Annotated in this window: 18 protein-coding genes; 7 read left to right on the top strand and 11 right to left on the bottom strand. The window is 72.7% G+C overall.

The genetic code is table 11. The annotated features are described in order from the left end of the window. Nucleotides 1-7: 7 nt before the first annotated feature. The 3 genes from ACIRQY_RS08085 to ACIRQY_RS08075 form a co-directional block, all read right to left on the bottom strand. A complete protein-coding gene (locus ACIRQY_RS08085; protein ID WP_403922955.1) occupies nt 8-334 on the bottom strand; it encodes a hypothetical protein in 327 nt (108 codons plus the stop codon). Nucleotides 335-489: 155 nt separating this feature from the next. After that, nucleotides 490-1005: an HNH endonuclease signature motif containing protein gene (locus tag ACIRQY_RS08080; protein WP_403922953.1), complete on the bottom strand. Its 516-nt coding sequence runs from the start codon at nt 1003-1005 to the stop codon at nt 490-492. A 1013-nt stretch (nt 1006-2018) separates the two neighbouring features. Further along, nucleotides 2019-3698, bottom strand: a complete 1680-nt coding sequence (locus ACIRQY_RS08075; protein ID WP_403922951.1) for a recombinase family protein — start codon at nt 3696-3698, stop codon at nt 2019-2021. A gap of 99 nt (nt 3699-3797) precedes the next feature. Here ACIRQY_RS08075 and ACIRQY_RS08070 point away from each other — a divergent pair, with 99 nt between their 5' ends. Both ACIRQY_RS08070 and ACIRQY_RS08065 read left to right on the top strand, forming a co-directional pair. Next, complete coding sequence (locus ACIRQY_RS08070; protein WP_403922949.1) at nt 3798-4487, top strand: DsbA family oxidoreductase; 690 nt, start codon at nt 3798-3800, stop codon at nt 4485-4487. A gap of 173 nt (nt 4488-4660) precedes the next feature. Further along, nucleotides 4661-5719: an aminotransferase class V-fold PLP-dependent enzyme gene (locus ACIRQY_RS08065; RefSeq protein WP_403922947.1), complete on the top strand. Its 1059-nt coding sequence runs from the start codon at nt 4661-4663 to the stop codon at nt 5717-5719. 153 nt (nt 5720-5872) lie between these two features. On the opposite strand, the gene ACIRQY_RS08060 is transcribed toward ACIRQY_RS08065, so the two are convergent. Next, a complete protein-coding gene (locus tag ACIRQY_RS08060) occupies nt 5873-6382 on the bottom strand; it encodes a MarR family winged helix-turn-helix transcriptional regulator (RefSeq protein WP_403922945.1) in 510 nt (169 codons plus the stop codon). Between the two features lie 114 nt (nt 6383-6496). Here ACIRQY_RS08060 and ACIRQY_RS08055 point away from each other — a divergent pair, with 114 nt between their 5' ends. Beyond that, on the top strand, nt 6497-7564 hold the full coding sequence (locus ACIRQY_RS08055; protein WP_403922943.1) for an alkene reductase: 1068 nt from the start codon (nt 6497-6499) through the stop codon (nt 7562-7564). A gap of 92 nt (nt 7565-7656) precedes the next feature. Here ACIRQY_RS08055 and ACIRQY_RS08050 read toward each other — a convergent pair whose 3' ends face one another. Next, nucleotides 7657-8754 (bottom strand): pyridoxal-phosphate-dependent aminotransferase family protein, encoded by a 1098-nt coding sequence (locus tag ACIRQY_RS08050; RefSeq protein ID WP_403923844.1) that lies wholly within the window; start codon nt 8752-8754, stop codon nt 7657-7659. A 222-nt stretch (nt 8755-8976) separates the two neighbouring features. On the opposite strand from ACIRQY_RS08050, the gene ACIRQY_RS08045 reads away from it, so the two are divergent. Next, the gene (locus ACIRQY_RS08045; protein ID WP_403922941.1) at nt 8977-10062 is read left to right on the top strand and encodes an amidohydrolase family protein; all 1086 of its coding nucleotides are present in this window, start codon (nt 8977-8979) and stop codon (nt 10060-10062) included. Nucleotides 10063-10549: 487 nt separating this feature from the next. Here the strand turns inward: ACIRQY_RS08045 and ACIRQY_RS08040 are convergent, their stop codons facing one another. Together ACIRQY_RS08040 and ACIRQY_RS08035 are read right to left on the bottom strand one after the other, a co-directional pair. After that, a complete protein-coding gene (locus ACIRQY_RS08040) occupies nt 10550-11113 on the bottom strand; it encodes a GNAT family N-acetyltransferase (protein WP_403922939.1) in 564 nt (187 codons plus the stop codon). Continuing rightward, complete coding sequence (locus ACIRQY_RS08035; protein ID WP_403922937.1) at nt 11110-13272, bottom strand: penicillin acylase family protein; 2163 nt, start codon at nt 13270-13272, stop codon at nt 11110-11112. The genes ACIRQY_RS08040 and ACIRQY_RS08035 overlap by 4 nt, the downstream gene beginning before the upstream one ends. Nucleotides 13273-13385: 113 nt before the next feature. On the opposite strand from ACIRQY_RS08035, the gene ACIRQY_RS08030 reads away from it, so the two are divergent. Both ACIRQY_RS08030 and ACIRQY_RS08025 read left to right on the top strand, forming a co-directional pair. After that, nucleotides 13386-14105, top strand: coding sequence for a siderophore-interacting protein (locus ACIRQY_RS08030; protein WP_403922935.1), 720 nt, complete (start codon nt 13386-13388; stop codon nt 14103-14105). 328 nt (nt 14106-14433) lie between these two features. Continuing rightward, nucleotides 14434-15507 (top strand): SCO1860 family LAETG-anchored protein, encoded by a 1074-nt coding sequence (locus ACIRQY_RS08025; RefSeq protein ID WP_403922933.1) that lies wholly within the window; start codon nt 14434-14436, stop codon nt 15505-15507. A gap of 87 nt (nt 15508-15594) precedes the next feature. On the opposite strand, the gene cobC is transcribed toward ACIRQY_RS08025, so the two are convergent. Then, nucleotides 15595-17490, bottom strand: coding sequence for an Rv2231c family pyridoxal phosphate-dependent protein CobC (gene cobC, locus ACIRQY_RS08020; protein ID WP_403922931.1), 1896 nt, complete (start codon nt 17488-17490; stop codon nt 15595-15597). Between cobC and ACIRQY_RS08015 the strand changes: the two genes are divergently transcribed. Continuing rightward, a complete protein-coding gene (locus ACIRQY_RS08015) occupies nt 17407-18168 on the top strand; it encodes a ZIP family metal transporter (protein ID WP_403922929.1) in 762 nt (253 codons plus the stop codon). The two genes, cobC and ACIRQY_RS08015, sit on opposite strands and share 84 nt — an antisense overlap. Nucleotides 18169-18170: 2 nt before the next feature. On the opposite strand, the gene ACIRQY_RS08010 is transcribed toward ACIRQY_RS08015, so the two are convergent. From ACIRQY_RS08010 to ACIRQY_RS08000, 3 genes are read right to left on the bottom strand one after another with little or no spacing between them, the layout of a single operon-like run. Beyond that, nucleotides 18171-19691 (bottom strand): cobyrinate a,c-diamide synthase, encoded by a 1521-nt coding sequence (locus ACIRQY_RS08010; RefSeq protein ID WP_403922927.1) that lies wholly within the window; start codon nt 19689-19691, stop codon nt 18171-18173. Then, complete coding sequence (cobO, locus tag ACIRQY_RS08005; protein WP_351795072.1) at nt 19685-20293, bottom strand: cob(I)yrinic acid a,c-diamide adenosyltransferase; 609 nt, start codon at nt 20291-20293, stop codon at nt 19685-19687. The genes ACIRQY_RS08010 and cobO overlap by 7 nt, the downstream gene beginning before the upstream one ends. Further along, nucleotides 20293-22452, bottom strand: coding sequence for a putative cobaltochelatase (locus tag ACIRQY_RS08000; protein WP_403922924.1), 2160 nt, complete (start codon nt 22450-22452; stop codon nt 20293-20295). The genes cobO and ACIRQY_RS08000 overlap by 1 nt, the downstream gene beginning before the upstream one ends. Between the last annotated feature and the right edge of the window lie 18 nt (nt 22453-22470).

Here is a 22470-nt window from a genome sequence, read left to right as displayed (position 1 = left end):
TCCGTGGTTAGTTGGTGGAACCGTAGCCGCGCGCAATGCGCTGGTCCGGGGTGATGTCCTCAGGGCTCACGCTGGCCTGCTGCTGCGGAGCGTCGCCTAGCTGAGCGGCAGCCTTGCGGGCGTTCACGGTGTATCCCATAGCCATACGCAGGGACGGGTGGATATCTACGCCCCTTGCCTCCGAGTTGCGTAGGTGAGTGACAACGGCATCAGCCTCAGCGCTGGCCGAAGCGGCAATGGACTCAACATGCTTTCGGTTGCGCTCCGGACTCCCCTTGTCGGTGGCGCTCGTGTCGGTAGCACCCGAAACCATGTACCAGGGCGTGTCAGTCATGGAAAAACCTTTCAGAGGTTAGCCACCTACGGATATCCGTAGATGGTCAGTAGTGGTAGAACACCCGGCCATGAAACGCCGGGTCCTTTGGTCGAATGCCTACGAAACGCTTTCCAGGGTTGCGCATGGCTCAATCACAGCCCCCTGCCCTGGTCTTAAATGACGCCTGCCGACCAACGAGCCCAGGAAGCCCGCATCTCATCTGGCGAAATGCCGGACGGCCCATGTGCGTAGGTGCGGCTCATTAGTTCCTGAGCGGCCTTCGTGGCAGCAATCTCAGTCGAAGAGCGACGTTCCTTGCGGCCAGCAAGCGCACTTTCACGGGCGCGCCACAGGGACTCAGCCGACTTCTCGACAACCTTGCGGCGCTCTTCGAAGTGATCCCGTGCGGCTTCGCGTAGCGCCTCAGCAACGGCAGGAAGGCCTACCTTGCCGTACTGCCGGAAAGCGCGGTCATAGGCCCTATGGCAGCGCACGCAGAGCGGTCGGTAATGCGCCGTGCTGTCACTCCATAGGAAGCCGTCCCGGTACGTTTCCGCCGGGTCAATGTGGTCATAGCTGAATTCGTTGGCGAATTTCCCGCAGAAGTCACAGGGATGATGTCCGGCTGGTCCTTTGACTTCGACCACCCGCCTGTGCGCTGCCTTGTATTCCGAACGTGCTGTAGTCATGGTGTGATGCCTTCTGGGATAGCAAAAAACGGCCCTACCCGAGGAACCATCACAGCGGGGCATCACTACCGCTGTAAGGCTCAACCCGGATAGGGCCGTTGGACTGTGCGTAATGCGCTGAGCGCTCCGACGCACGACGGAGTACAGGAAGCGAGTCGGAGTGATGCCACTCGCCGCGAAGGGCTAACTTCCCCTTACACCGGAAACCTAGTGAGTGGAATGCCTAACGGGGAGCGGTCAATAGGCCCCTGACCTGCACAAATAGCAGAATGATGGAATTCTAATGTGGCGCACGTCACACGGATTAAGGAATTCGGGGCATTCTCGGTGTGTAGAAGTGTAGGAAGTGAGGCCGGTCCGGCTATTGCTCTCTATGTGTGGGACTTAGATTGGAAGTGGGGCGCACTTCTACACTTCTACATTCATGCAGGTCGGAAGGTGTTTCTGACGGGGGGTCGGAAAACCTATCTACACGGTGGCGATTTCCGCCCCCATTCCCGCTGTCCGCCACGGCCCCACCCCGGAAGCCCTGAGCGGCCCCAGGGGGACACAGGGGGAGTCCACTGGTCCTTTCGGGGGGCCATGAGGGGCTAGAAGGCACTCAGGGGGCCGCTCAGGGGCTTGTGCGCGGTATGCCGTCCGGCGGCCCTGGTGGACATGCAAAAGCCCCCGCCGGTCACTAGGGCCAACGGGGGCTGTTGCCGGGTGGCTTGCGCTAGTCGGCCAGCGCCGCCGGGAAGCCCATGAGTGCCTGCTGTAGGGCCTCAAGCCGTCTGGTGCGCTGTCGGGTGTACTCGGGAGTCGTCCCCGGCCCTTACGGCGCCGTACAGGGCTTCGAGGTGGCGCGTGATGTGCCGCCACTCCACTTCACGGAACCGCGCTGCTTCTTCCGCCTTGCGCTGTGCTTCGAACTCCGCGCGTGCCACATCCTGGTGCCTTCCCTTTGAGGGACACCAGGCCCGGTCTCACTCGCCAAAGTTCGGCCGGGCCTGGTGCCAATTCGTTGCTCTGGATCAGACGGCGGTTTGAGCGAGCCGCTTTTCCCGCCTGTCCCATGCGGCTTCTTCTGCCGGATTGACGCTGTCGTCTCGCCAGTCGGGTTCCAGTCGGTCCATGATTGGCGTCCGGTCGCCCCGGTACTTAGCGGAGGCCAGCGTAATTCCCTTCAATGCGGCTTTGAGTAGCGCGCGCTGCCCGCCAACTCTGGCGTCTTCCCAGAGTTCGGCCAGCGAAAGCGGGTCCATCAGGGGCGTAAGGTCGGCTTCCTGGGATAGCTCCGCCAGTTCGGCTTTCAGTTCCGCAATCTGCGCCGCCACCTGTTCCCGAAGTCGGTCGTACTTCTGCTCATCCATCCGGCCTAGTACGAAGAACTCCTTTTCCAGCTTCATTTCCCGGCCCACTGCCGACTCAAGAGCGGCGCTGACGTGACCCTTGCGCGCCTCCTTGTCCGGGTCGTTGTACGCCAGCCAGTCTTTCGCAATGGCCAGGATGGTCGGGGAGTTCGGGGAGAGCCGCAGAATATGATTCAGCCACATCGTCGTAACGGCGGCATCGGCGCGCTTGCGATCCGTTGAAACTCCCTTGCAGGAAGTAGGGCCTTCGACCTGACGGGCGTAGCACCGGTAATTGATGCCTCCGTTGCCCATGGGTCCATTGCACAGACCACAGCGAAGAGTGGTGGAGAGAAGAGAAACGATCTCCCGCTTTCCGCGTGTCTTATCTCCGATGCTGGTTCCCGGCTGTGCTCGCTCAGCAAGAATGGCCTTGATCTTCACGTGCTCCGCGAACGTGATAACCCCTTCGCCGCATGAAACCGGGTGGCCGTGCTGGTTCAGAAGAGGAACCCCGCCCCTGTGGTACTTGCCTACGTCCTTCCCGTTCTCATCCAGCATCCTTTCCCGATTGGCCACCAGGCCAGCCCACGTGACGGAGTGCGCAAGGCTGATAATTCCTGGCCCTGTCCACTTCTTGCCGTGACGTGTGAGGATTCCCTCGCTGTTCAGCTTGTTGGCAATCCAGCCCGGCGTCAGGCGGTTGAGAAGATATTCAGCGATGCGGCGCGCAGTGGGGTACTCGGCAGGATGACGCTTGAGCTTGCCGGAACCCTTGGGGGAGTAGAGACCGAATGGCGTCACTCCGCCGGTCCAGCGTCCGTCTGACTTATTGCCATCAATGCTGATCTTCACGAACTCACTGATATCTGCGGCCTGCTCCCGTGCTTGCTCGCTGAGGATGGCCAGCACTATTCGGCTCCGTCGGGAATCAATGTTCTCCGCGACGACGTAGATACGGGCCTGCCGTTCCTCGAACTTGTCGAGCAAGAGACCGACCTGACCCATGCCCCGACGGGAAAGGCGGCTGGTCTTGAAGACATAGAGAGTCTTGGACAGGCCAGCGCCCGTGATTGCGGCCGTTGCCTGTTCGAATTCCTCGCGCCGGACGTAAGCCTTGCTGGCGCTCTTCTGTTCAAACCAGACGTGCCGGATTCGCTTTCCCTCTTGTCCGGCGTGCCAGCACATGCGGCGAACCTGTTCCCGCAGTGCGCTAAGGGTGTCCTTCTTCTTGCTGCGCCGGACGTACATCTCTGCCAGGTCGGCAGGGTCGCCAGTGACCACGTCCCAGAGTCCGAGGGTCTTGAGTTCGTCGTCTTCGAATCCCAGCGCCCGCAGGTTGGGGAGGTCTTCGCGTTCCATCAGGGGTCCATTCGCCGTAGGCCGTCCAGCTCTGGCCCGGGACTAGGGAGTGGACTGCTAGATCCCTTGTTTCCGCAGGTCAGGGCCGGTCTGGTTCCCTTGGTCCATGGCTGCCCCTGGTGCTACATCGGGAAGGCCCGGTTCGAGCAGGGGCTCGCGGCCTTCGCCCACCGCGACGACGTCGAGGTGGTGCACCGCTCCTTCGAGCTCGACCCGAACCGTGCCAAGGACGACAAGGGCCCCGTCCTGGAGATGCTCGCCGAGAAGTACGGCCGCACCCTCGACGAGGCGCGCGCCATGGAGGCGCACGTCGCGTCGAACGCCCGGTCCGAGGGCCTCGGCTACCTGACCGACGGCCGTGACCACGGCAACACCTTCGACATCCACCGTCTGCTGCACCTGGCGAAGGAGCGCGGTCGGCAGAGCGAACTCCTGGACCTGGCCTACCGTGCCAACTTCGCCGAGGAGCGCTCCGTCTTCGACGACGCCACCCTGCTGGCGCTCGGCGTCGAGGCCGGTCTGGACGAGGCCGAGGTCCGCTCGGTCCTCGCGGATCCGACGGCGTACGCCGACGCCGTGCGCGCGGACGAGCGCGAGGCCGCCGAGCTGGGTGCCAACGGCGTCCCGTTCTTCGTCCTCGACCGCCGCTACGGCGTCTCCGGCGGCCAGCCCGCCGAGGTCTTCACCCAGGCGCTGGAGCAGGCATGGCAGGGCCGGGCCCTCCAGCCGGTCGGCGGGGACGCGGAGGCCTGCGGCCCGGACGGCACCTGCGAGGTCCCGGGAGCCTGAACGACCGGGGGCCGGGGTGCCGGGGAGAGAGCGGAACCCCCGGGCCCCCGGCCCCGGGCCCCCGGCCTCGGGCCCCGGGCCCCCGGCACCCACGGGGCAGAGCTCCGCAGGCCCGGGCCGGTCCGAGGCGTCGGGTGATTGACGGGTGATCGCCGGGAATCCAGGCTGAACCCATGGAATCCCTGGACCAGCCGCTCGGCGGCGCCGAGTTCGCGCCGACGAAGACCTACCTCAACACCTCCGCCTGCGGGCTGCTGCCCCGCCGTACCGTCGAGGCCGTCACGCTCCTCGCGCGGGAGACCGCCGAGGGCCGCCCCGACGGCGCGGGCAGCTTCTCCGTCGTGGCCGAGGCCCGCGCCGCGTACGCCCGGCTCGTCGGCGTCGGGACCGACCGGGTCGCCCTCGGCACCTCCGTCGGCGTGCACTGCGGGATGATCGCCCAGTCCATGCCCGCCGGGGCCGAGATCCTCTTCCCCGAGGGGGACTTCTCCTCCGTCCTCACCCCCTTCACGATCCGGGGCGACCTCAAGACCCGGTTCGTCCCACTGGAACGCCTCGCCGAGTCCATCGGTCCCGGGACCGCGCTGGTCGCCTTCTCCGCCGTGCAGTCCGCGGACGGGCGCACGGCCGACCTGGCGGCGATACGGGCCGCTGCGGCGGCCCACGGCGCCCGTACGCTCCTCGACGCCACCCAGTCGGCCGGCTGGCTGCCGCTGCGCGCGGGGGAGTGGGACTACACGGTGGCGGGCGGCTACAAGTACCTGCTCTGTCCGCGCGGGGCGTCCTTCCTCACCGTCACGGAGGAGGCGCAGGACTCACTGCTCCCGATCCACGCCAACTGGGTCACCGGCGAGGAGATGTGGGTCAACAGCTACGGCCCGGTCCGTGAACTCGCCCGCTCCGCCCGCCGCTTCGACGAGCCGCCGGTCTTCCACGCCTACCACGGCGCCGCCCGTTCGCTCGCGCTCCTCGAAGAGGTCGGCATCGAGCGGATCGAGGCCCACGACAAGGGGCTCGCGGCCCGCTTCCGCGCGGGTCTGCGCACCCTGGGGCACGAGCCGGTCGCGGACGACTCCACGGTCGTCGCGGTCCCCGGCCTCGGCCACCGCGCGGACGCGCTGCGTGCGGCGGACATCCTGCTCTCGGACCGCGCGGGCAACCTGCGCGCCTCGTTCCACCTGTACAACACGGCGGCGGAGGTCGACCGCGTCCTGGACGTCCTCGCGGGCTGACCGACCGGATTCCCGCGACCCGGCCCGCCCGGGCCCGACCCGGCGCCGAGTCCGACCCGGCCCGGTGTCCGGCCCGATGTCCGGGTGGGGGGGGGGGGGGGGGGGGGGGGGGGGGGCCCCCCCCCCCCCCCCCCCCCCCCCCCCGGCACGTCCTCAGCAGTTCCCCGGCCCCGTCGGGCACTCGCCCGCCTCGCCCGCCTCCTCGCGCAGGTTCTCCGCCACGAGGCCGAGCAGCCGGGCCAGTTCCGCGCGCTCCTCCGGGGGCAGGCCGCGCAGGGAGAGCGCCTCCAGGTCCGTCCAGACGCCCTCGACCCCGGCCCGCAGCGCCCGGCCCTCCTCCGTCGCCTCGACCAGGACCGCGCGCCGGTCGGCCGGGTCGGGGCCGCGCCGGACATGGCCGCACTGCTCCAGGCGCTGGAGCATCTTGGTGACCGTGGAGGCGTCGAGGCCGAGGGACTGGATCAGCTCGGACTGGCGGACGGGCCCGCAGTCCCAGAGCCGCATCATCATCATCTCCTGGCCGGGGTAGAGGCCGAGCTCCCGCAGTCCGCGTCCGGCGGCGATCCGGTGCATCCGGGCGACCCGGGCCAGGGCGACGCCGACGGGCCCGCCACGGGCGGCGGACGGCGCCGGTTCGGTACAGACGGGGTCGTTTCCAGACATGCGGACTCCTCGGGACGGCTTCTCCCCAGATTACCTTGGTCGGCCAAGCAATGGGTTACAGTGGCATCCGGGCCAGATAGTTGGCCGACCACATAAATTGTGAAGGGGACAGCCATGACCACCGCCTTCGACCCCGTCGACCTCGCCGGCACCCGGCTCGCCAACCGCATCGCCATGGCACCCATGACCCGCAGCCGCGCCGACGCCACGAGCCGCACCCCCACCGCGCTCGTCGCCGAGTACTACGCCCAGCGCGCCACCGCCGGACTGATCATCACCGAGGGCGTCCAGCCGGTCCCCGGAGGCCAGGGGTACCCCTTCACCCCCGGACTGCACAGCCGCGCGCAGATCGCCGCCTGGCGCGAGGTCACCGACGCCGTCCACGCGCGCGGCGGCCGGATCTTCGCCCAGCTGATGCACGCCGGACGGATCGGCCACCCCGACCTCCTCGACGGCGACCTGCACCCCGTCGCCCCCTCCCCGGTCGCCGCCGCCGGACAGGTCTTCACCCCCGAGGGACCCAAGGACTACCCGGTCCCGCGCGAACTCACCGCAGACCAGATCCGCGAGGCCGTCGAAGGCTTCGCCACCGCCGCCCGCAACGCCGTCGAGGCGGGCTTCGACGGCGTCGAGGTCCACGGCGCCAACGGCTACCTCATCCACCAGTTCCTGGCCACCGGCTCCAACCACCGCACCGACGAGTGGGGCGGCCCGGTCGCCCACCGCATCCGCTTCGCCGCCGAGGTCGTCCGGGCCGTCGCCGCCGAGATCGGCCCCGAGCGCACCGGTCTGCGCATCTCCCCGGCCAACACCCTCAACGACATCTCCGAGACGGAGACCGAGGAGCTGTACACGGCCCTGCTCGACGCCGTCGAACCGGTCGGCATCGCCTACCTCCACGTCCTGGAGACCGCCCCCGAGCGCCGCCCCCTCGTCCTCGACCTGCGCAAGCGGTTCACCGGCACCTTCATCCTCAACCCGGCCACCGAGGGCCCGACCGGCGCCGATTCCCTCGCCCTGGTCGAGGACGGCACCACCGACCTCGTCGCCTTCGGCAGGCTCTTCGTCGCCAACCCCGACCTGCCCGCCCGGCTGCGCACCGACGGCCCCTACAACCCGCTGGACCCCAGCACCATGTACGGCGGCGACGCGCGCGGATACGTCGACTACCCGGCCCTGTAGCCCGGACACGCCGGAGGGCGGGACCCGCGACCGGATCCCGCCCTCCGCCGTACGACGACGTACCGCCCCCCGGCAGATTCCGGGGGCGTGTCTCACCAGGCCTCGGTGACCGCCCGGCGCGCGCCCTCCAGGTCCACCGCGCGGCCCGTCTCGCCGAGCGCCGCGCCCAGCGCGGCCAGCGAGGACTGCACCGCGCCCGGAGTCGCGTCCACCCCGTAGTGGTTGACCCGGATCATCTCCTGGGCCAGCGCCCCGCCACCCGCGATCAGCGGCAGCGACGGATCGGCGGCCAGCGCCTTCGCCACCAGCTCCGAGGCGTCCGTACCGGCCGGGACGCGCAGCGTCGTCGCCACCGGGGCCGCGTCGGCCGCCTCGTACACGTACGGCTCCAGACCGCCGCCCAGCGCCAGCGCACCCGCCCGGGTCGCCGCCGCCGCCGAGGCGTGCCGCGCCATCAGGGCGTCCAGACCCTCGGCCTCGATCCGCTCCACACACGCCTCCAGGGCCAGCATCTCCAGCTGGGCGGGCGCGTGCAGCAGCGTCTTCCGCCCGCCGTCGATCCAGCGCTCCTTCCAGTCCAGGAGGGAGAGGTACGAGCGGCGCGGCGCCGCCGGGTTCGCCGCGAAACGCTCCCAGGCGCGCGCGCTCACCGACACCGCCGACACACCGGCGGGGCCGCCCATCGCCTTCTGCGCGCCGATGATGCACATGTCCACGCCCCAGGCGTCCGGCAGCACCGGCTCGGCGCCGATCGAGGCCACCGCGTCCAGGTAGAACAGCGCGCCGTGCGCCCGGACGACCTCACCGATCTCCGCCACCGGGTTGGTGTTGCCGGTCGCCGCCTCCGCGTGCACGAGCGACACGAAGTCGATCTCCGGGTGCTCGGCGAGGGCCCGCTCCACCTGCGCGGCGGTGACCGCCGTGTGGAAGGGCACCACCAGGTCCACCACGGTCGCGCCGCAGTCCCGCAGCCAGTTGCCGAAGGTCTGCCCGTACGGGCCGGTGACCACGTTCAGCGCGGTCGAACCCGCCCGCGCCCCGCTGCGGATGCAGCCCTCCAGGGGGAGCAGCGCCTCGCCCTGGGTGATCACCACGTCCTGCTCCGTGGAGAGCAGCGCGGCCACCCGGCGCTCGATCGACGCGAAGTGCGCGGCGGTCAGCGGGGCCAGGTCCAGGAGCGGATGTGTCACGGTCACGGCGGTGCCTTCTTCGACTCGGTTCGGTGGGCGGAACTGGGCATCAGGGTACCGAGGCGCGGTCCCGCGCCCCTTGGCCCACCTGTACAAAAAGGGTTCTTCGTGCCGGGGCTTCCGGCACTTCCGGGGCTTCCGGCGGGTTGGGTGCGGGCCGCCGGGAAGGGGGAGGGAGGACGGGGGCGGCGGCGCGGGGGCCCGTCCTCGTACAGTGCGGGCATGAGCGATCACACGGTGCTGCACGTGAAGGGGCGGGTGCTCGTCGGACCCGAGGACGTACGGGACGAACTGTGGTGCGTCGGGGGGCGGATCACCTTCGACCGGCCGGCCGCCGAGGCGGTCACCGTCGAGGGCTGGGCGCTGCCCGGACTCGTCGACGCCCACTGCCACGTCGGCCTGGACCGGCACGGTCCCGTCGACGAGGCCACCAGCGAGAAGCAGGCCCTCACCGACCGGGACGCGGGGACGCTGCTCATCCGGGACGCCGGTTCGGCCGCCGACACGCGCTGGATCGACGCGCGCGAGGACCTGCCGAAGCTCATCCGGGCCGGTCGGCACATCGCGAGGCCCCGCCGCTACATCCGCAACTACGCCCATGAGATCGAGCCCGCCGACCTCGTCGCGTACGTGGGCCGGGAAGCCCGGCGCGGGGACGGCTGGGTCAAGCTCGTCGGCGACTGGATCGACCGGGAGGCCGGGGACCTGACCGCCTGCTGGCCGCGCGCGGAGGTCGGGGCGGCCATCGCGGAGGCCCACCGGCTCGGCGCCCGCGTCACCGCGCACTGCTTCGCCGAGGACTCGCTCAGGGACCTCGTCGAGGCGGGCATCGACTGTGTCGAGCACGCGACCGGGCTCACCGAGGACACCATCCCGCTCTTCGCGGAGCGGGGCGTCGCGATCGTCCCGACGCTGGTCAACATCGCGACCTTCCCGCACCTCGCGGACGGCGGGGAGGCGAAGTTCCCCCGCTGGTCGGCACATATGCGACGGCTGTACGAGCGCCGGTACGACACCGTCCGCGCCGCCTTCGACGCGGGCGTCCCGGTCTTCGTGGGCACCGACGCGGGCGGCTCCCTGGCGCACGGTCTCGTCGCCGAGGAGGTGGAGGAACTGACCCGGGCGGGCATCCCGCCGCTCGACGCGCTGTCGGCCACCACCTGGGGGGCCAGGGCCTGGCTGGGCCGCCCGTCCCTGGAGGAGGGCGCCCCCGCCGACCTCGTCGTCTACGGAGAGGACCCGCGCGAGGACGTCCGCGCCCTCGCGGCCCCGCGCCGGATCATCGTCAACGGCCGCGCGGTGGCGTGACGGCTGGACGGCCTCATGGAGGCCGGATACGGCGGGCGCCGGGGTGGCCGGATGCTTCCGGTGGCCCTGTGGCCGCCCGTCCCTCCGGCCGGGCCCCGTCGGTCGCGGTCTCGGCTTCGGGCCCCGGCCCCGCGTCTGGACCCGGTACGGGGTCCTGGCGGGACCGCCCGGTATCTGTCGTGCGCCCCGCCAGAGGGCCTCGGCCCCGTACCGGACCGGCTCCGGAGCCTGCTCGGTACGGCCCTGGGGCCGGACTCCCGCCGAAGCGGGGCCGTACCCCTGCCGAAGGCCTCGGCCTCGGGTCCCCGGGCCTGGACCCGGCCGCAGGGCCTTCCCGTGGCGGGCCCTGCGGTGAATGGTCCCGGGGCCCTTCCCGAGGGGCCCGGGACCATTCACACCGGCCTCGGGGACGCTCACGCCCAGGGCCCCCGGCCTCAGGCGCACCCGGCCCCGGAGGCAGCCCGCCCCCCCCCGGAGGGCCCCGGCCTCAGCGCTTCGTCAGGAAGGCGAGCTGGGCCTTCTTCTCCGGGATGAAGACCTCCGGCAGGTCCACCTCGGGGAGCACGACCAGCGGGCCGAGGACGAAGCCCGCGCGGACCATGCGGGCGACGGCCTTCTCGTTGGAGGCGTCCGGGTCGACGACCACCCGGTCGTGGTCCCGCAGCGAGAACGCGATCAGCGCGGTGAGCAGCTGTCCCGTCCAGCCTGGCCGGGGGGCCGTGCCGGGGGCGATCAGCAGGTGCACGCCGACGTCCCCGGGCAGCACCTCGTAGCACTCGCCGACGCGGTCGGCCGCCGGGTCGTACGTCTGGAAGAGCGCGACCGGCTCGTCGTCCCTGCTGACCAGGAAGCCGTGGTGGGTGGTGAGCGAGTCGAGGTGGGCGTAGATCTCGCGGACCTGCTCGACGGTGGTGCCGACCATGCCCCAGAAGCGGGACCGTTCCTCGTTGACCCAGCCGTGCAGGAGGGGGGCGTCCCGGTCGGGGTCCACGGGCCGGACCGTGACGGTGCCGAAGCCCTCGACGTGCTGGACGTGAACGGCGGTGGTCATCCCTGCTCCTTGGTGAGGTGGTGCCAGTCGGTGGTGACGGGGGCGAGGTCGCCCCGCAGCCACAGCGGGAGCTGGTCCCGGTGGTGCGGGTCGCCGGGCACGCCGGACGCGCCGAGGGGCACGATCCAGCGGCTCCGCTCCCGGTCGGCGAGGTCCCAGACGTAGCGGGCGGCGGAGGCCCGGCCGCTGCGGTCGGTCCAGCCGGGCACGCTGGACGTGGAGAGCACGCAGTCGTGGTCCCCGCCGAGACCCGGCCAGTGCTCGTCGTCCGGGTCGGGCAGCGCCTGCCAGGGCGCGAGCCGGTGGGTCACGCCCCAGGCGGCGGGCGGTTCGCCGGACCCGGTCTCGTCGAGCGCCTCCCGCACGATCCGGTCGACGTCCCCGGCGGGCACCGGACCGGCCACGAGCAGCGTCTCCAGGGCGAAGGCCACCCGGGGGCCGAGGACCAGCCAGGGCCGCAGGAGCGCGGGGTACGGGGTGTGGGCGTCGCGCAGCGCGGCGAAGGCCTCGTGGGCGGCGAGGCGGCGCACCACCGCCCCGCGCACGGCCGCGTAGAGCCCGGCCCCGGTGCTCTCCGCGTCCATCCGCCGGTCCCAGGCGAGGAGCCGGTCGCGGACGGCGGACGCGGCGGGGGAGAGGCCGCTCACGGCGCGGTCCACGGCCGCGAGGAGCCGTGCCGCCGAGGGGTTGTCGGTGTCGGTGTGGACGGTCGCGGTGGTCTCCGGGGTCCACCGGTCGTGGGCGCCGAGGAGCGCGTCGATCCGGTCGGCCCGGTGCGGCGGGGCGAACTCGATGCCGAGGGGTGCGGCCAGGCCCCGGGCGTTCGCCATCACGGCGTGCCCGGTCACCTCGGCGCGCGGCAGCGGCGCGGGCGCGGGCCCCCAGGCGTGCGCCGGGTCCCAGGCGGGCACGGTCCGCAGGGAGTTGGCCCGGTGCCGTACGGGTACGTGTCCGGCGGTCCGGTGCAGGGTGCCGCCCCCGGTGTCGGCGGCGAGGACCACGTTGACGGGCTCGACCCAGCCGTCGAGGGCGGAGTCCACGTCGGCGACGGTCCGGGCGCGCAGCAGCGCGGGCAGCGTCCCGAAGCCGAGGTCGCCGGTGACGCGGGGCGGGTGCCGCAGGCTGACGGCGTGGAGGACCCCGTCGCCCACCGGCCCGCCCCCGGCGCCGGATGTCTCCGCCGGCGCCACCGTGCCGGAGGCCCCCGGACCCGTCATCGCGGCGGAGACGCCCGCACCGGCCACCGCGTCGAAGATCACCGGGCCCCGGTCCGTCTCGATCACCTCGATGACGACCGGTTCCGCGCCCGCGACCTCGACGGTCTCCGTGTGGACCGTCGCCGGGCTCCAGCCGTCGGGACCGTACGCCTCGATGCCGCCGTCCGGGAGCCGTCGCAGCCGCTCCCGGTAGAGGTCCTGGTAGTCGGCCATCGCGTTGGTGATCGCCCAGGCCACCGGGCCGGTGTGGCCGAAGTGGGCGAGCCCGGGGACACCGGGCACGGCGAGCCCCACCACGTCGTACGAGGAGCAGGCGAGCCGGATCTGCTGGTAGACGCCGGGCGCCTCGATGAACCGGTGCGGGTCCCCGGCCACCAGGGCCGCCCCGCTCTCCGTACGGTCGCCCGTGACCAGCCAGCCGTTGGAGCCCGAGGTGCCGGGGCCGTCCGTGGCGAAGAGTTCGGCCCACTCCTCGCCGAGCCGCAGGGCGACCTCCTCGCGCCACAGCTTGGTGGGGAGACCGGCGAAGAGGATGTGGGTGGAGAGCCAGACCGCGAGCGGTGTCCACGGCTCCCAGCGGCCGGGCACGAGTCCGGTCGTGGCGAACTCCGGCGCGCGCCGGGCCCCTTCGGCGAGACCGTCGTTGACCCCGGCCACGTAGGCGCGGACCCAGGCGGCCGTCGGGGCGTCCTCGCGGGCGAGCCGCTCGTAGCAGCGCCGGGCGGTGTCGGCGAGCCGGGTGCGCCGGGCGAAGACGTCCCAGTCGAGTTCGGCGGCGCCGAGGAACGCGGCGCTGGTGCCCTGGGCCCGGTGCCGTTCGACCTCCAGCTGCCACGCCCGGTCGTGGGCGGTGGTCCGGCCCTGGGCGAAGGCCAGTTCGTCCGGATCGGCGGCGCGCAGATGGGGGACGCCCCAGGCGTCCCGGTAGACCTCGATGCTCACGCAGACCCCGTTCCCGTCCCTGATTCCGCCATGGCCGACGCCATGTTCTTCCCGCACTTCTTAGGTTAGGCTGGCCTAAATTAATCTACAGGACTCCAGGACAGGGGATCACGGTGGGTCACGGCTGGCAGGGTGCCGTTCTCAAGCTGATGCGCGGCAAGGACTTCACGTTCACCGTGACGGGAGCCGAGCAGGTCACCGAGGACTACCGCCGGGTGCACTTCACGGACGGCGGGCTCCTCGCGGCGGCCGGGACCCACCCGACGATGTGGGTGCGCGCCTGGTTCGAGAGCGGGGGCAAGCCGCACCAGCGCGGCTACACCCTGGTCGACCCGGACGTCGACGCGGGCACCTTCAGTCTGGAGTTCGCCCTCCACGACGGTCCCGCCAGCCACTGGGCCCGCGCCTGCGCCCCCAGCGACACGCTGGAGGCGACCCTCCAGGGGACCGGCTTCGAGAGCCCGGAGCCGCGCCCCGGACGGCTTCTGGTGATCGGCGACCCGGCCTCCCTGCCCGCCGTCAACTCCCTGCTGGACGCGCTCCCCGGCATCCCGGCCACCGTCTGGTTCGAGACCCAGCACGCCTCCGACGAGGAGCTGCCGGTCCGGCTCGACCCCGACCACCACGAGCTGCGCATGGTGCCCCGCAAGGGCGGCGGCGCGGACCTGGTCGCCCGCGTGAAGGCCGAACTCCCGGAGCTCGCCGACGCCGACCCGTACGTCTGGATCGCCTGCGACACCGCCACCACCCGCACCCTCGCCACGTACGCGCGCAAGGAACTGGCCCTGCCGAAGGAGCGCGTCCACGCGCTCGGGTACTGGCGCGCGAGCTGAACGGCCGGGCCCCGGGCCGCCGGAGACGGGACGCGTCGGGTTGACGATCCGTTACCCCCGCACGGGGGCGGTCGTTCTCACTCTTCCCGCGCGCTCGCCGGTCCGCTCCCGCGTGCGAAAGACGCGTGACAACCGGTAACGGTTGTGTCGAAAAAAATCGAAAATGAACACGGAAACCCCCCTTTGGAGTGAACTCACGCCAGGCGACTGCCGGTTCACTCTCCGTGCGTAAAGATTCCGGTGTCTCAAGTCGCCGAGGCCGCACCGACCCACTGTCCCCGTGGTGAGCGGCAGGCGACGCCATGTCTCTTGTGGGGGTTCCACCATCTTGAACAGCAACACCTTCGGCATGTCCGTGCGCCGTTCCGCCGCCGCCGCGACCGTCGCCGCCCTGGCCGTCGGTCCCGTCCTCCTCGGGGCACCGGCGGCCCAGGCCGCGGACGGTGAAGGGAGCGCCACCGCCGTCGTCCTGCGGGCCGGTCTCGACGTCTCCCTCCTCGGCAAGGCGGTGAACGTGCCGCTGCGGGCCTCCCTCAACGAGGTCAGGGCGCCGAAGACCGAGAGCGAGACCGCCCTCTCCGTGCGGGTCCAGGGCGCCGAGAACGGAAAGCCGGTCGACGTCCTCGCCGCCGACGTCGCCACCTCGAAGGCCACCGTCGACAAGCGGAAGTCCGAGGGGTACGTGAACCTCGTCAAGGCCCGCGTCCACGTGCCCGGTCTCCCGCTGCTCTCCCTGATCGAGGTCGAGCAGGTCACCTCCAGGGCGCTGTGCGAGGTCGGCCGGAAGCCGGTCGCCGAATCCAACCTGCTCGGGCACGTCACCGTGCTCGGCAAGAAGACCACCCTGTCCACCGGTGGCCGGACGCACGTCTCCGTCCCCGGTGTCGGTGAGGTCACCCTCGACCTCTCCCGTACCTCGACCACCTCCCGCACGGCGGCGGCGACCGCACTCGAACTGAAGGTGGCGGTCGACCCGTTGAAGCTCGGCGTGGCCGAGGTCAACGGCACCGTGACGCTCGTCGAGGCCACCTGCGAGACGCCCAAGGGCACGGCCCCGACGGAGAAGCCCACGGAGAAGCCGACCCAGAAGCCCACCGAGAAGCCCACCCAGAAGCCCACGGAGAAGCCGACCGAGAAGCCGACCACCCAGCCCACCGGCCAGCCGGGCGGCACCGGCGGTTCCGGCGGCACCGGCGGTACGGGTGGCACCGGTGGTACGGGCGGTTCCGGTGGTACCGGCGGCACCGAGCCGCACAACGGCGGCACCACGCCCACCGAGAACCTCGCCGAGACCGGCGGCAGCTCCACCACCCCGTACCTCGCGGGCGGGGCGCTCGCCCTCCTCGTGGCGGGCGGCGGCGCCCTCGCGCTGACCCGCTCGCGCGCCCGCTCGCGGGGCTGACGGCCCGAGGGGACGCGCCGGGGGGCGCCGAGGAGCGACCGGGGCCGGGGAGGGAGGTGACGACACCGCCCTCCCCGGCCCCGCCGCTCACCCGCCCATCAACAGGGCCTGGTCCAGGGCCTGGAGGAACCGGTTCGTCGTCACCCGGTCCCGGACCGCGAGCCGCAGCCAGTTCCGGTCGAGCCCCGGGAACGTGTCGCCCCGGCGGGCCGCGAACCCCAGGGCCCGCAGCCGCTCCCGCACCGCGTCCGCCCCCTCGATCCGCACCAGCACGAACGGCCCCGCCGCCGCCGGCACCGTCCGCACCTCCTCGAACTCCGCGAGACCGGCCAGCAGATGGGCCCGCTCCACCTCGATCCGGTGCGCCGCGTGCTCCGCCTCCGCCAGCGCACCGCGCGACACACAGGCCTCCGCCGCCACGAGCGCGGGCGTCGACACCGGCCACAGCGGCTGCGCCCGCTCCAGGAGCGCCAGCGTCTCCGGCGCGGCCAGCGCGTACCCGATCCGCAGCCCGGCGAGCCCCCACGTCTTGGTGAGGCTGCGCAGCACCACGAGCCCCGGCACATCGGTCCGCCCGGCCAGCGACTCGCGCTCGCCCGGCACCGCGTCCATGAAGGCCTCGTCGACCACCAGGATCCGCCCGGGGCGGGCCAGCGCGGCGATCCGGTCGGCGGGGTGCAGGACGGAGGTCGGGTTCGTGGGGTTCCCGACCACCACCAGGTCCGCCTCCTCCGGGACCGCCGCCGGGTCCAGCCGGAATCCGTCCGCCGCGCGCAGCACCACCCGGCCCACCGTGTGGCCCGCGTCGCGCAGCGCCGCCTCCGGCTCGGTGAACTGCGGATGCACCACCACGGGCCGCCGCACCGGCAGCGCCCGCGCCAGCAGCACGAACGCCTCCGCCGCGCCCGCCGTGAGCAGCACCCGGTTCGGGGGCAGGTCGTGCCGTTCGGCGACGGCCGCCCGGGCGGCCCGGCCGTCGGGATAGGAGGCCAGCGAGGTCAGGGAGGCGGCGATGCGCTCGCGCAGCCAGTCCGGCGGGGTGTTCGTCCGGACGTTGACCGCCAGGTCGGTGAGCTTCTCGTCCCGGACCTCGGCGTCACCGTGGTGGCGCAGGTCGTGGGCGTCGGTGTCGGGGTACAGATCCATGACCGCCGTCGTGTGGGGGGTGGGGAGGGTGGGGGGTGAGCCGGGCTCGCCAGCGATGTACCCGTGCGTCACGGGCAACAACCGTACGCCTGAGGCAACTTCGTTCGGACGAACCGGTATGAAAGCGGCGAGAGCGCACGTTGCACTCCGCGACTTCCGTTTCGGTACGACGAGTAAGCCCCGGCCCGCGATCCCTCCGTCCCCGAGGCACCCTCCGTCCCCGCCCCCCACGTCCTCCCCACCCTCCATGTCCGCCCCGGGCTGCCCTCCGGCCTCAGGCTCCGCCCCAGCCTCGGGCTCCCCGTCTCCCTCAGGTCCCGCCCCAGCCCCGGGCTTCGCCCCAGCCCTGGGTCCCGCTCTGCCCCCGGGCGTCCCTTCGCCCCCGGGCCCCGCTTCCGCCCCGGCCCGCGCACGCGGAACGGCGCCCGTGGCCGACAGCAGGGCCGCCGCCTCCGCCACCGACGGGGTGCCCGTGGCGGCCAGCGGGAGCGCCGACGGATGCGGTACGCGTACCCCCGCGAGGTCCTCGGCCGGATACCCCCGCACCGGTACGCCGAGCGCCTCCGCCACCGCCCTGATGCCCGGATCCGCCGCCCGCGCGTCCAGCGTGGCCAGCGCGCGGACGTCCCCGCGCGTCAGTCCCGCCTCCCGCAGCACCGCCCCGATCAGGGCCATGACCTCGTCGGCGGGGACCCCGGGCCGCGCCCCGACGCCGAGGTGCGCGCAGGGCACCCCATCCGTTACCAAAGGCCCATGGCTGTAGTCGTCGCGCTCGGCGCGTTCCTCATGACGCTCTTCGGCGGCTGGGTCGCGCAGCGCGTCACCGACCGGCGCCATCTGGTCCTGGGGCTCGCCGGGGGCCTGATGCTCGGCGTGGTCGGGCTCGACCTGCTGCCGGAGGCCCTGTCGGCGGCGGGTGACGACCTCTTCGGCGTCCCCGAGGCCCTGCTGCTCTTCGTCGGCGGCTTCCTCTTCGCCCATGCGGTGGAACGGCTCCTCGCCGTGCGCCGGGCCGCCCACGGCGCCGCCGACTGGGGCGCGGAGCCCGGCGGACCGGCGAAGGGGAAGGAGCGGGTCCCGCAGGTCGGCCTCACGGCCGCCGCCGCGATGGTCGGCCACAGCCTCATGGACGGCATCGCCCTCGGCGCCGCCTTCCAGGTCGGCGGCGGCATGGGCGCCACCGTCGCGCTCGCCGTCATCACCCATGACTTCGCCGACGGCTTCAACACGTACACGATCACGAGCCTCTACGGGAACGACCGCCGCAAGGCCCTCGGGATGCTCGTCGCGGACGCCCTCGCCCCCCTGGTCGGCGCGGCCTCCACCCTGCTGTTCACCCTTCCGGAGGAACTGCTCGGCGCCTATCTCGGCTTCTTCGGCGGAGTCCTGCTCTACCTGGCCGCCGCCGAGATCCTGCCGGAGGCCCACCACGACCACCCCGCCCTCTCCACCCTGCTGTGCACGGTGGCGGGCGTCGGCTTCATCTGGTGCGTGGTGGGGATCTCCGGCGGCTGACCTCACGCGACCGGGCCGCCCGCGCAGTGCTGGACGAACCGCGCGGCCACCCCCGGCGCGCCCGCCCAGTGGGTGTGCACATAACTGGCGTGCACTCCCCGGCGCACGAAGCCCTCGACCCGGCGCTCGGGCTGCCGCAGGCCCCACGCGGGCAGCTCACCGGCGCCCGGCTCGATCACGGTCCGGTGGAACTCGTGGCCCCGCATCCGCGCCCCGGCGGGTGCGAGGACGCTGTCGTTGACGGCGACGGCGTCCCGGTACCCGAGCGTGAGCCGCTCCGACATCCGGGCGTCGGCGTCGAGCACCCCGCACATCGGGCTGCCGTCGAGCGACCGCGCCAGATACAGCAGTCCGGCGCACTCGGCGGCGACCGGCGCCCCCGACGCGGCCAGCTCGGCGACGGCCTTGCGCAGCCGCTCGTTGGCGGACAGCGCCTCCCCGTACATCTCGGGGAACCCGCCGCCGATCACCAGTCCCGAGGTGCCCTCCGGCAGTTCCTCGTCCCGCAGCGGGTCAAAGGTCACGACCTCCGCCCCGGCCGCCGTCAGCAGCTCGGTGTGCTCGGCGTACGAGAAGGTGAACGCGGCCCCTCCGGCGACGGCGACGACCGGCCGCCGCACCCCGGCGACCCCGACCCCGACCCCGACCCCGACCCCGACCCCGACCCCGATCCCGACCCCGATCCCGATCCCGATCCCGATCCCGATCCCGATCCCGGTCTCGGATCCGATCCCGACCCCGATCCCGGCCTCGGACCCGGACCGCGACCCCGCCGCTCCACCGGGAGCCCCGGCCTCGGCGGCCCCGGCCGACCACGGCTCGGCGGACAGTTCCGGCGCGCTGCGCGCCAGCGCGAGCAGGGCCTCCAGGTCGCACCCGGCCCGTACCTGCTCCGCCTGCGCGGCCACCGCCGCGACGGCCGCCGCCTGCCGCTCGGCGACCGGTACGAGCCCCAGGTGCCGTGACGGCGTGGCCACGGCGGGCGCCCGCCGCAGCACGCCGAGCACCGGCACCCCGGACTCCCCGAGCGCCTCCCGCAGCAGGTGCTCGTGCCGGTCGGTGGCCACCTTGTTGAGGATCACACCGCCGATCCGCACCTCCGGGTCCCAGGACGCGAACCCGTGGACCAGCGCCGCCACCGACCGCGACTGCGAGGAGGCGTCGACGACCAGCACCACGGGCGCCTTGAGAAGCTTCGACACCTGCGCGGTGGAGGCCAGTTCGCCCTGGTCGGCAGCCCCGTCGTAGAGGCCCATGACCCCTTCGACCACGGCCAGGTCGCAGCCGCGCGAGCCGTGCGCGAAGAGCGGCGCGACGAGCCCCGTACCGCACATGTAGGAGTCGAGGTTGCGTCCGGGACGGCCGGTCGCCAGGGCGTGGTAGCCGGGATCGATGTAGTCGGGGCCGACCTTGTGCGGGGACACGGCCAGGCCACGGCCGGCGAACGCGGCCATCAGGCCGGTCGCGACCGTGGTCTTGCCCGCGCCCGAGGAGGGCGCGGCGATGACGAGACGTGCTACCACTCGATGCCCCGCTGGCCCTTCTGCCCGGCGTCCATCGGGTGCTTGACCTTGGACATGTCGGTGACGAGGTCCGCGAACTCCACCAGCTCCGCCGGGGCGTTGCGGCCGGTGATGACGACGTACTGCTGCCCGGGACGGTCCCGCAGCACCTCGACGACCTCCTGGACGTCGATCCAGCCCCAGTGCAGCAGATAGGCGAACTCGTCGAGGACGTAGAACTTGTACGTCTCCTCGGCGAGGTCCCGCTTGACCTGCTCCCAGCCCTCGCGGGCCTTCTCCTCGTGGGTCTGCTCGCCCTCGGCGGTCTCCCGCTGGATCCAGGACCAGCCCTCGCCCATCTTGTTCCAGGTGACCGTGCCGCCCTTGCCGGTCTCGCCGAGCGCCTTGAGGGCGTTCTCCTCGCCGACCTTCCACTTGGCGGACTTCACGAACTGGAACACCCCGACCGGCCAGCCCTGGTTCCAGGCGCGCAGCGCCATGCCGAACGCGGCGGTCGACTTCCCCTTGCCGACGCCGGTGTGCACCATCACCAGGGCCCGGTTGCGGCGCTGACGGGTGGTGAGACCGTCGTCGGGAACGACGGTCGGCTGTCCCTGCGGCATTAAGCGGCCCTCCTGGTGGTGTGTGCGGTCTGTCCTGGGTGCCCCGGACGTGCCGCCTGTACGTCCCTGACGAGCCCGGCGATCGCTTCGGCGCGCAGCTCCTCCAGGGTGACGGCGGTGCCGCCGAGTTCGCGGGCGAGTTCCCGGGCGAGCCCGAGCCGCACCGGCCCCGTCTCGCAGTCCACGACGACCGACGCGATGCCCTCGGCGGCGTGCAGCCGGGCCGCGCGGGCGGCGAGCGCCACCGGGTCGGCGCCGCCGCCGGTCGCCCGGCCGTCGGTCACGACGACGAGCAGCGGGCGGCGCGAGGGATCCCGCAGCCGCTCGATCCGCAGCACGTCGTGGGCCTTGAGGAGCCCCGCCGACAGCGGGGTCCTGCCGCCCGTCGGCAGCTGTTCGAGCCGGGCGGCGGCGGCGTCCACGGACGAGGTCGGCGGCAGCGCGACCTCGGCGTCCCGGCCCCGGAAGGTGACCAGACCGACCTTGTCGCGCCGCTGGTAGGCGTCGAGCAGCAGGGAGAGGACGGCGCCCTTGACCGCGCTCATCCGCCGCCTCGCCGCCATCGAACCGGAGGCGTCCACGGCGAACAGCACCAGGTTCCCCTCCCGCCCCTCCCGTGTCGCCTGCCGCAGGTCGTCCCGGCGCAGCACGAGTCCGGGCCCGCTCCGGCCGCGCGCCCGCTGGTGCGGCGCGGCGGCCCGTACGGTCGCCGTCAGATGCAGCTTGGTCAGCGCCCCCCGGGGCCGTACGGAGCCGGTGGTGCGGCCCTGTTCGGTCCGCGCCCGGGACCGGCGCCCGGCCGCGCCCTCGCCGAGACCGGGCACGCTGAGCACCTTCGTACGGAACGGCTCGGCGGCGGCGACGGCGGCGCGCTCACCGGAGCCCGAGCCCGCACCCGAGCCCGCATCCGAGCCCGCGCCGGTGTCCTGCGCGGCGGGCGCCGGAGCGGACGCGGGGGAGTCGGGAGCGGGCGCGTCGGGTGCGTCGGGCCCGGGGGCCTCCGGCGCCGGGCCGTCCGCCGGGCCGTCCGGCACCGCGTCCGGCCCCTCGCCCTGCGGCGGTACGCCCCCGCCGGGGCCGCCGTCCGGGCCGCCGTCGCCCGGACCGTCCGGCTCGGGCTCGTCGTCCGGGTCCCCCTGGGGCTCCTCGCCCTTGAAGCGCTCCAGGGTCTCGTCGAGCTTGTCCTCGTCGAGTCCGGGCGCGTCGAAGGGGTTGCGGCGGCGGCGGTGGGGCAGCGCGAGGAGCGCGGCCTGCCGCACGTCCTCCGAGTCCACCTCGGTCCGGTCCGCCCACGCGGCGAGCGCGGTCGCGGTCCGGGCCATCACGATGTCGGCGCGCATCCCGTCCACCTCGAACGCGGCGCAGGTCGCGGCGATCTGGAGCAGCGCCGCGTCCCCGAGGACCACCTGCGGCAGCCGTTCGCGGGCGGCGGAGATCCGGGCCCGCAGCGCGGACTCCTCACCGGCCCAGCGCGCGGCGAACGCGGCCGGGTCGTCCTCGAACGCGAGCCGCCGCCGGACCACCTCCACCCGCTGCGCGGGCTCCCGGGAGGCCGCGACCTCCACGGTGAGGCCGAACCGGTCGAGCAGCTGCGGCCGCAGCTCGCCCTCCTCGGGGTTCATCGTCCCGACGAGCAGGAAGCGGGCGGCGTGCCGCACCGAGACGCCCTCGCGCTCCACGTGCGAGGAGCCCATGGCGGCGGCGTCGAGCAGATGGTCGATCAGGTGGTCGCTCAGCAGGTTGACCTCGTCGACGTACAGGATGCCCCGGTGCGCGGCGGCGAGCAGGCCCGGCTCGAAGGCCTTCACGCCCTCGGCGAGCGCCTTCTCGAAGTCGAGGGCGCCGACGAGCCGGTCCTCGGAGGCGCCGACCGGCAGTTCGACCATCCGGGCGGGCCGCTCCGCCGCCGGGGCGGCGTCGTGCGGGCCGTCGGGGCAGCCCGGGTCGGGCGAGGCCGGGTCGCAGCTGAACCGGCAGCCCGCGACGACCGGCACCTGCGGCAGCAGTTCGGCGAGCGCCCGGACGGCGGTGGACTTCGCGGTCCCCTTCTCGCCCCGGACCAGCACCCCGCCCACGGCCGGGCTGACGGCGTTGAGCAGCAGCGCGAGCCGCAGGTCGTCCATGCCGACGACGGCGGTGAACGGATACCGGGCGTTCATCGGCCGGTCCTTTCGTCG

The sequence above is a fragment of the Streptomyces sp. NPDC101490 genome, from assembly GCF_044767145.1.
Lineage (GTDB): Bacteria > Actinomycetota > Actinomycetes > Streptomycetales > Streptomycetaceae > Streptomyces.
Note: the sequence above shows the minus strand (reverse complement) of the source record. Positions and strands in the feature narration are given on the sequence as shown.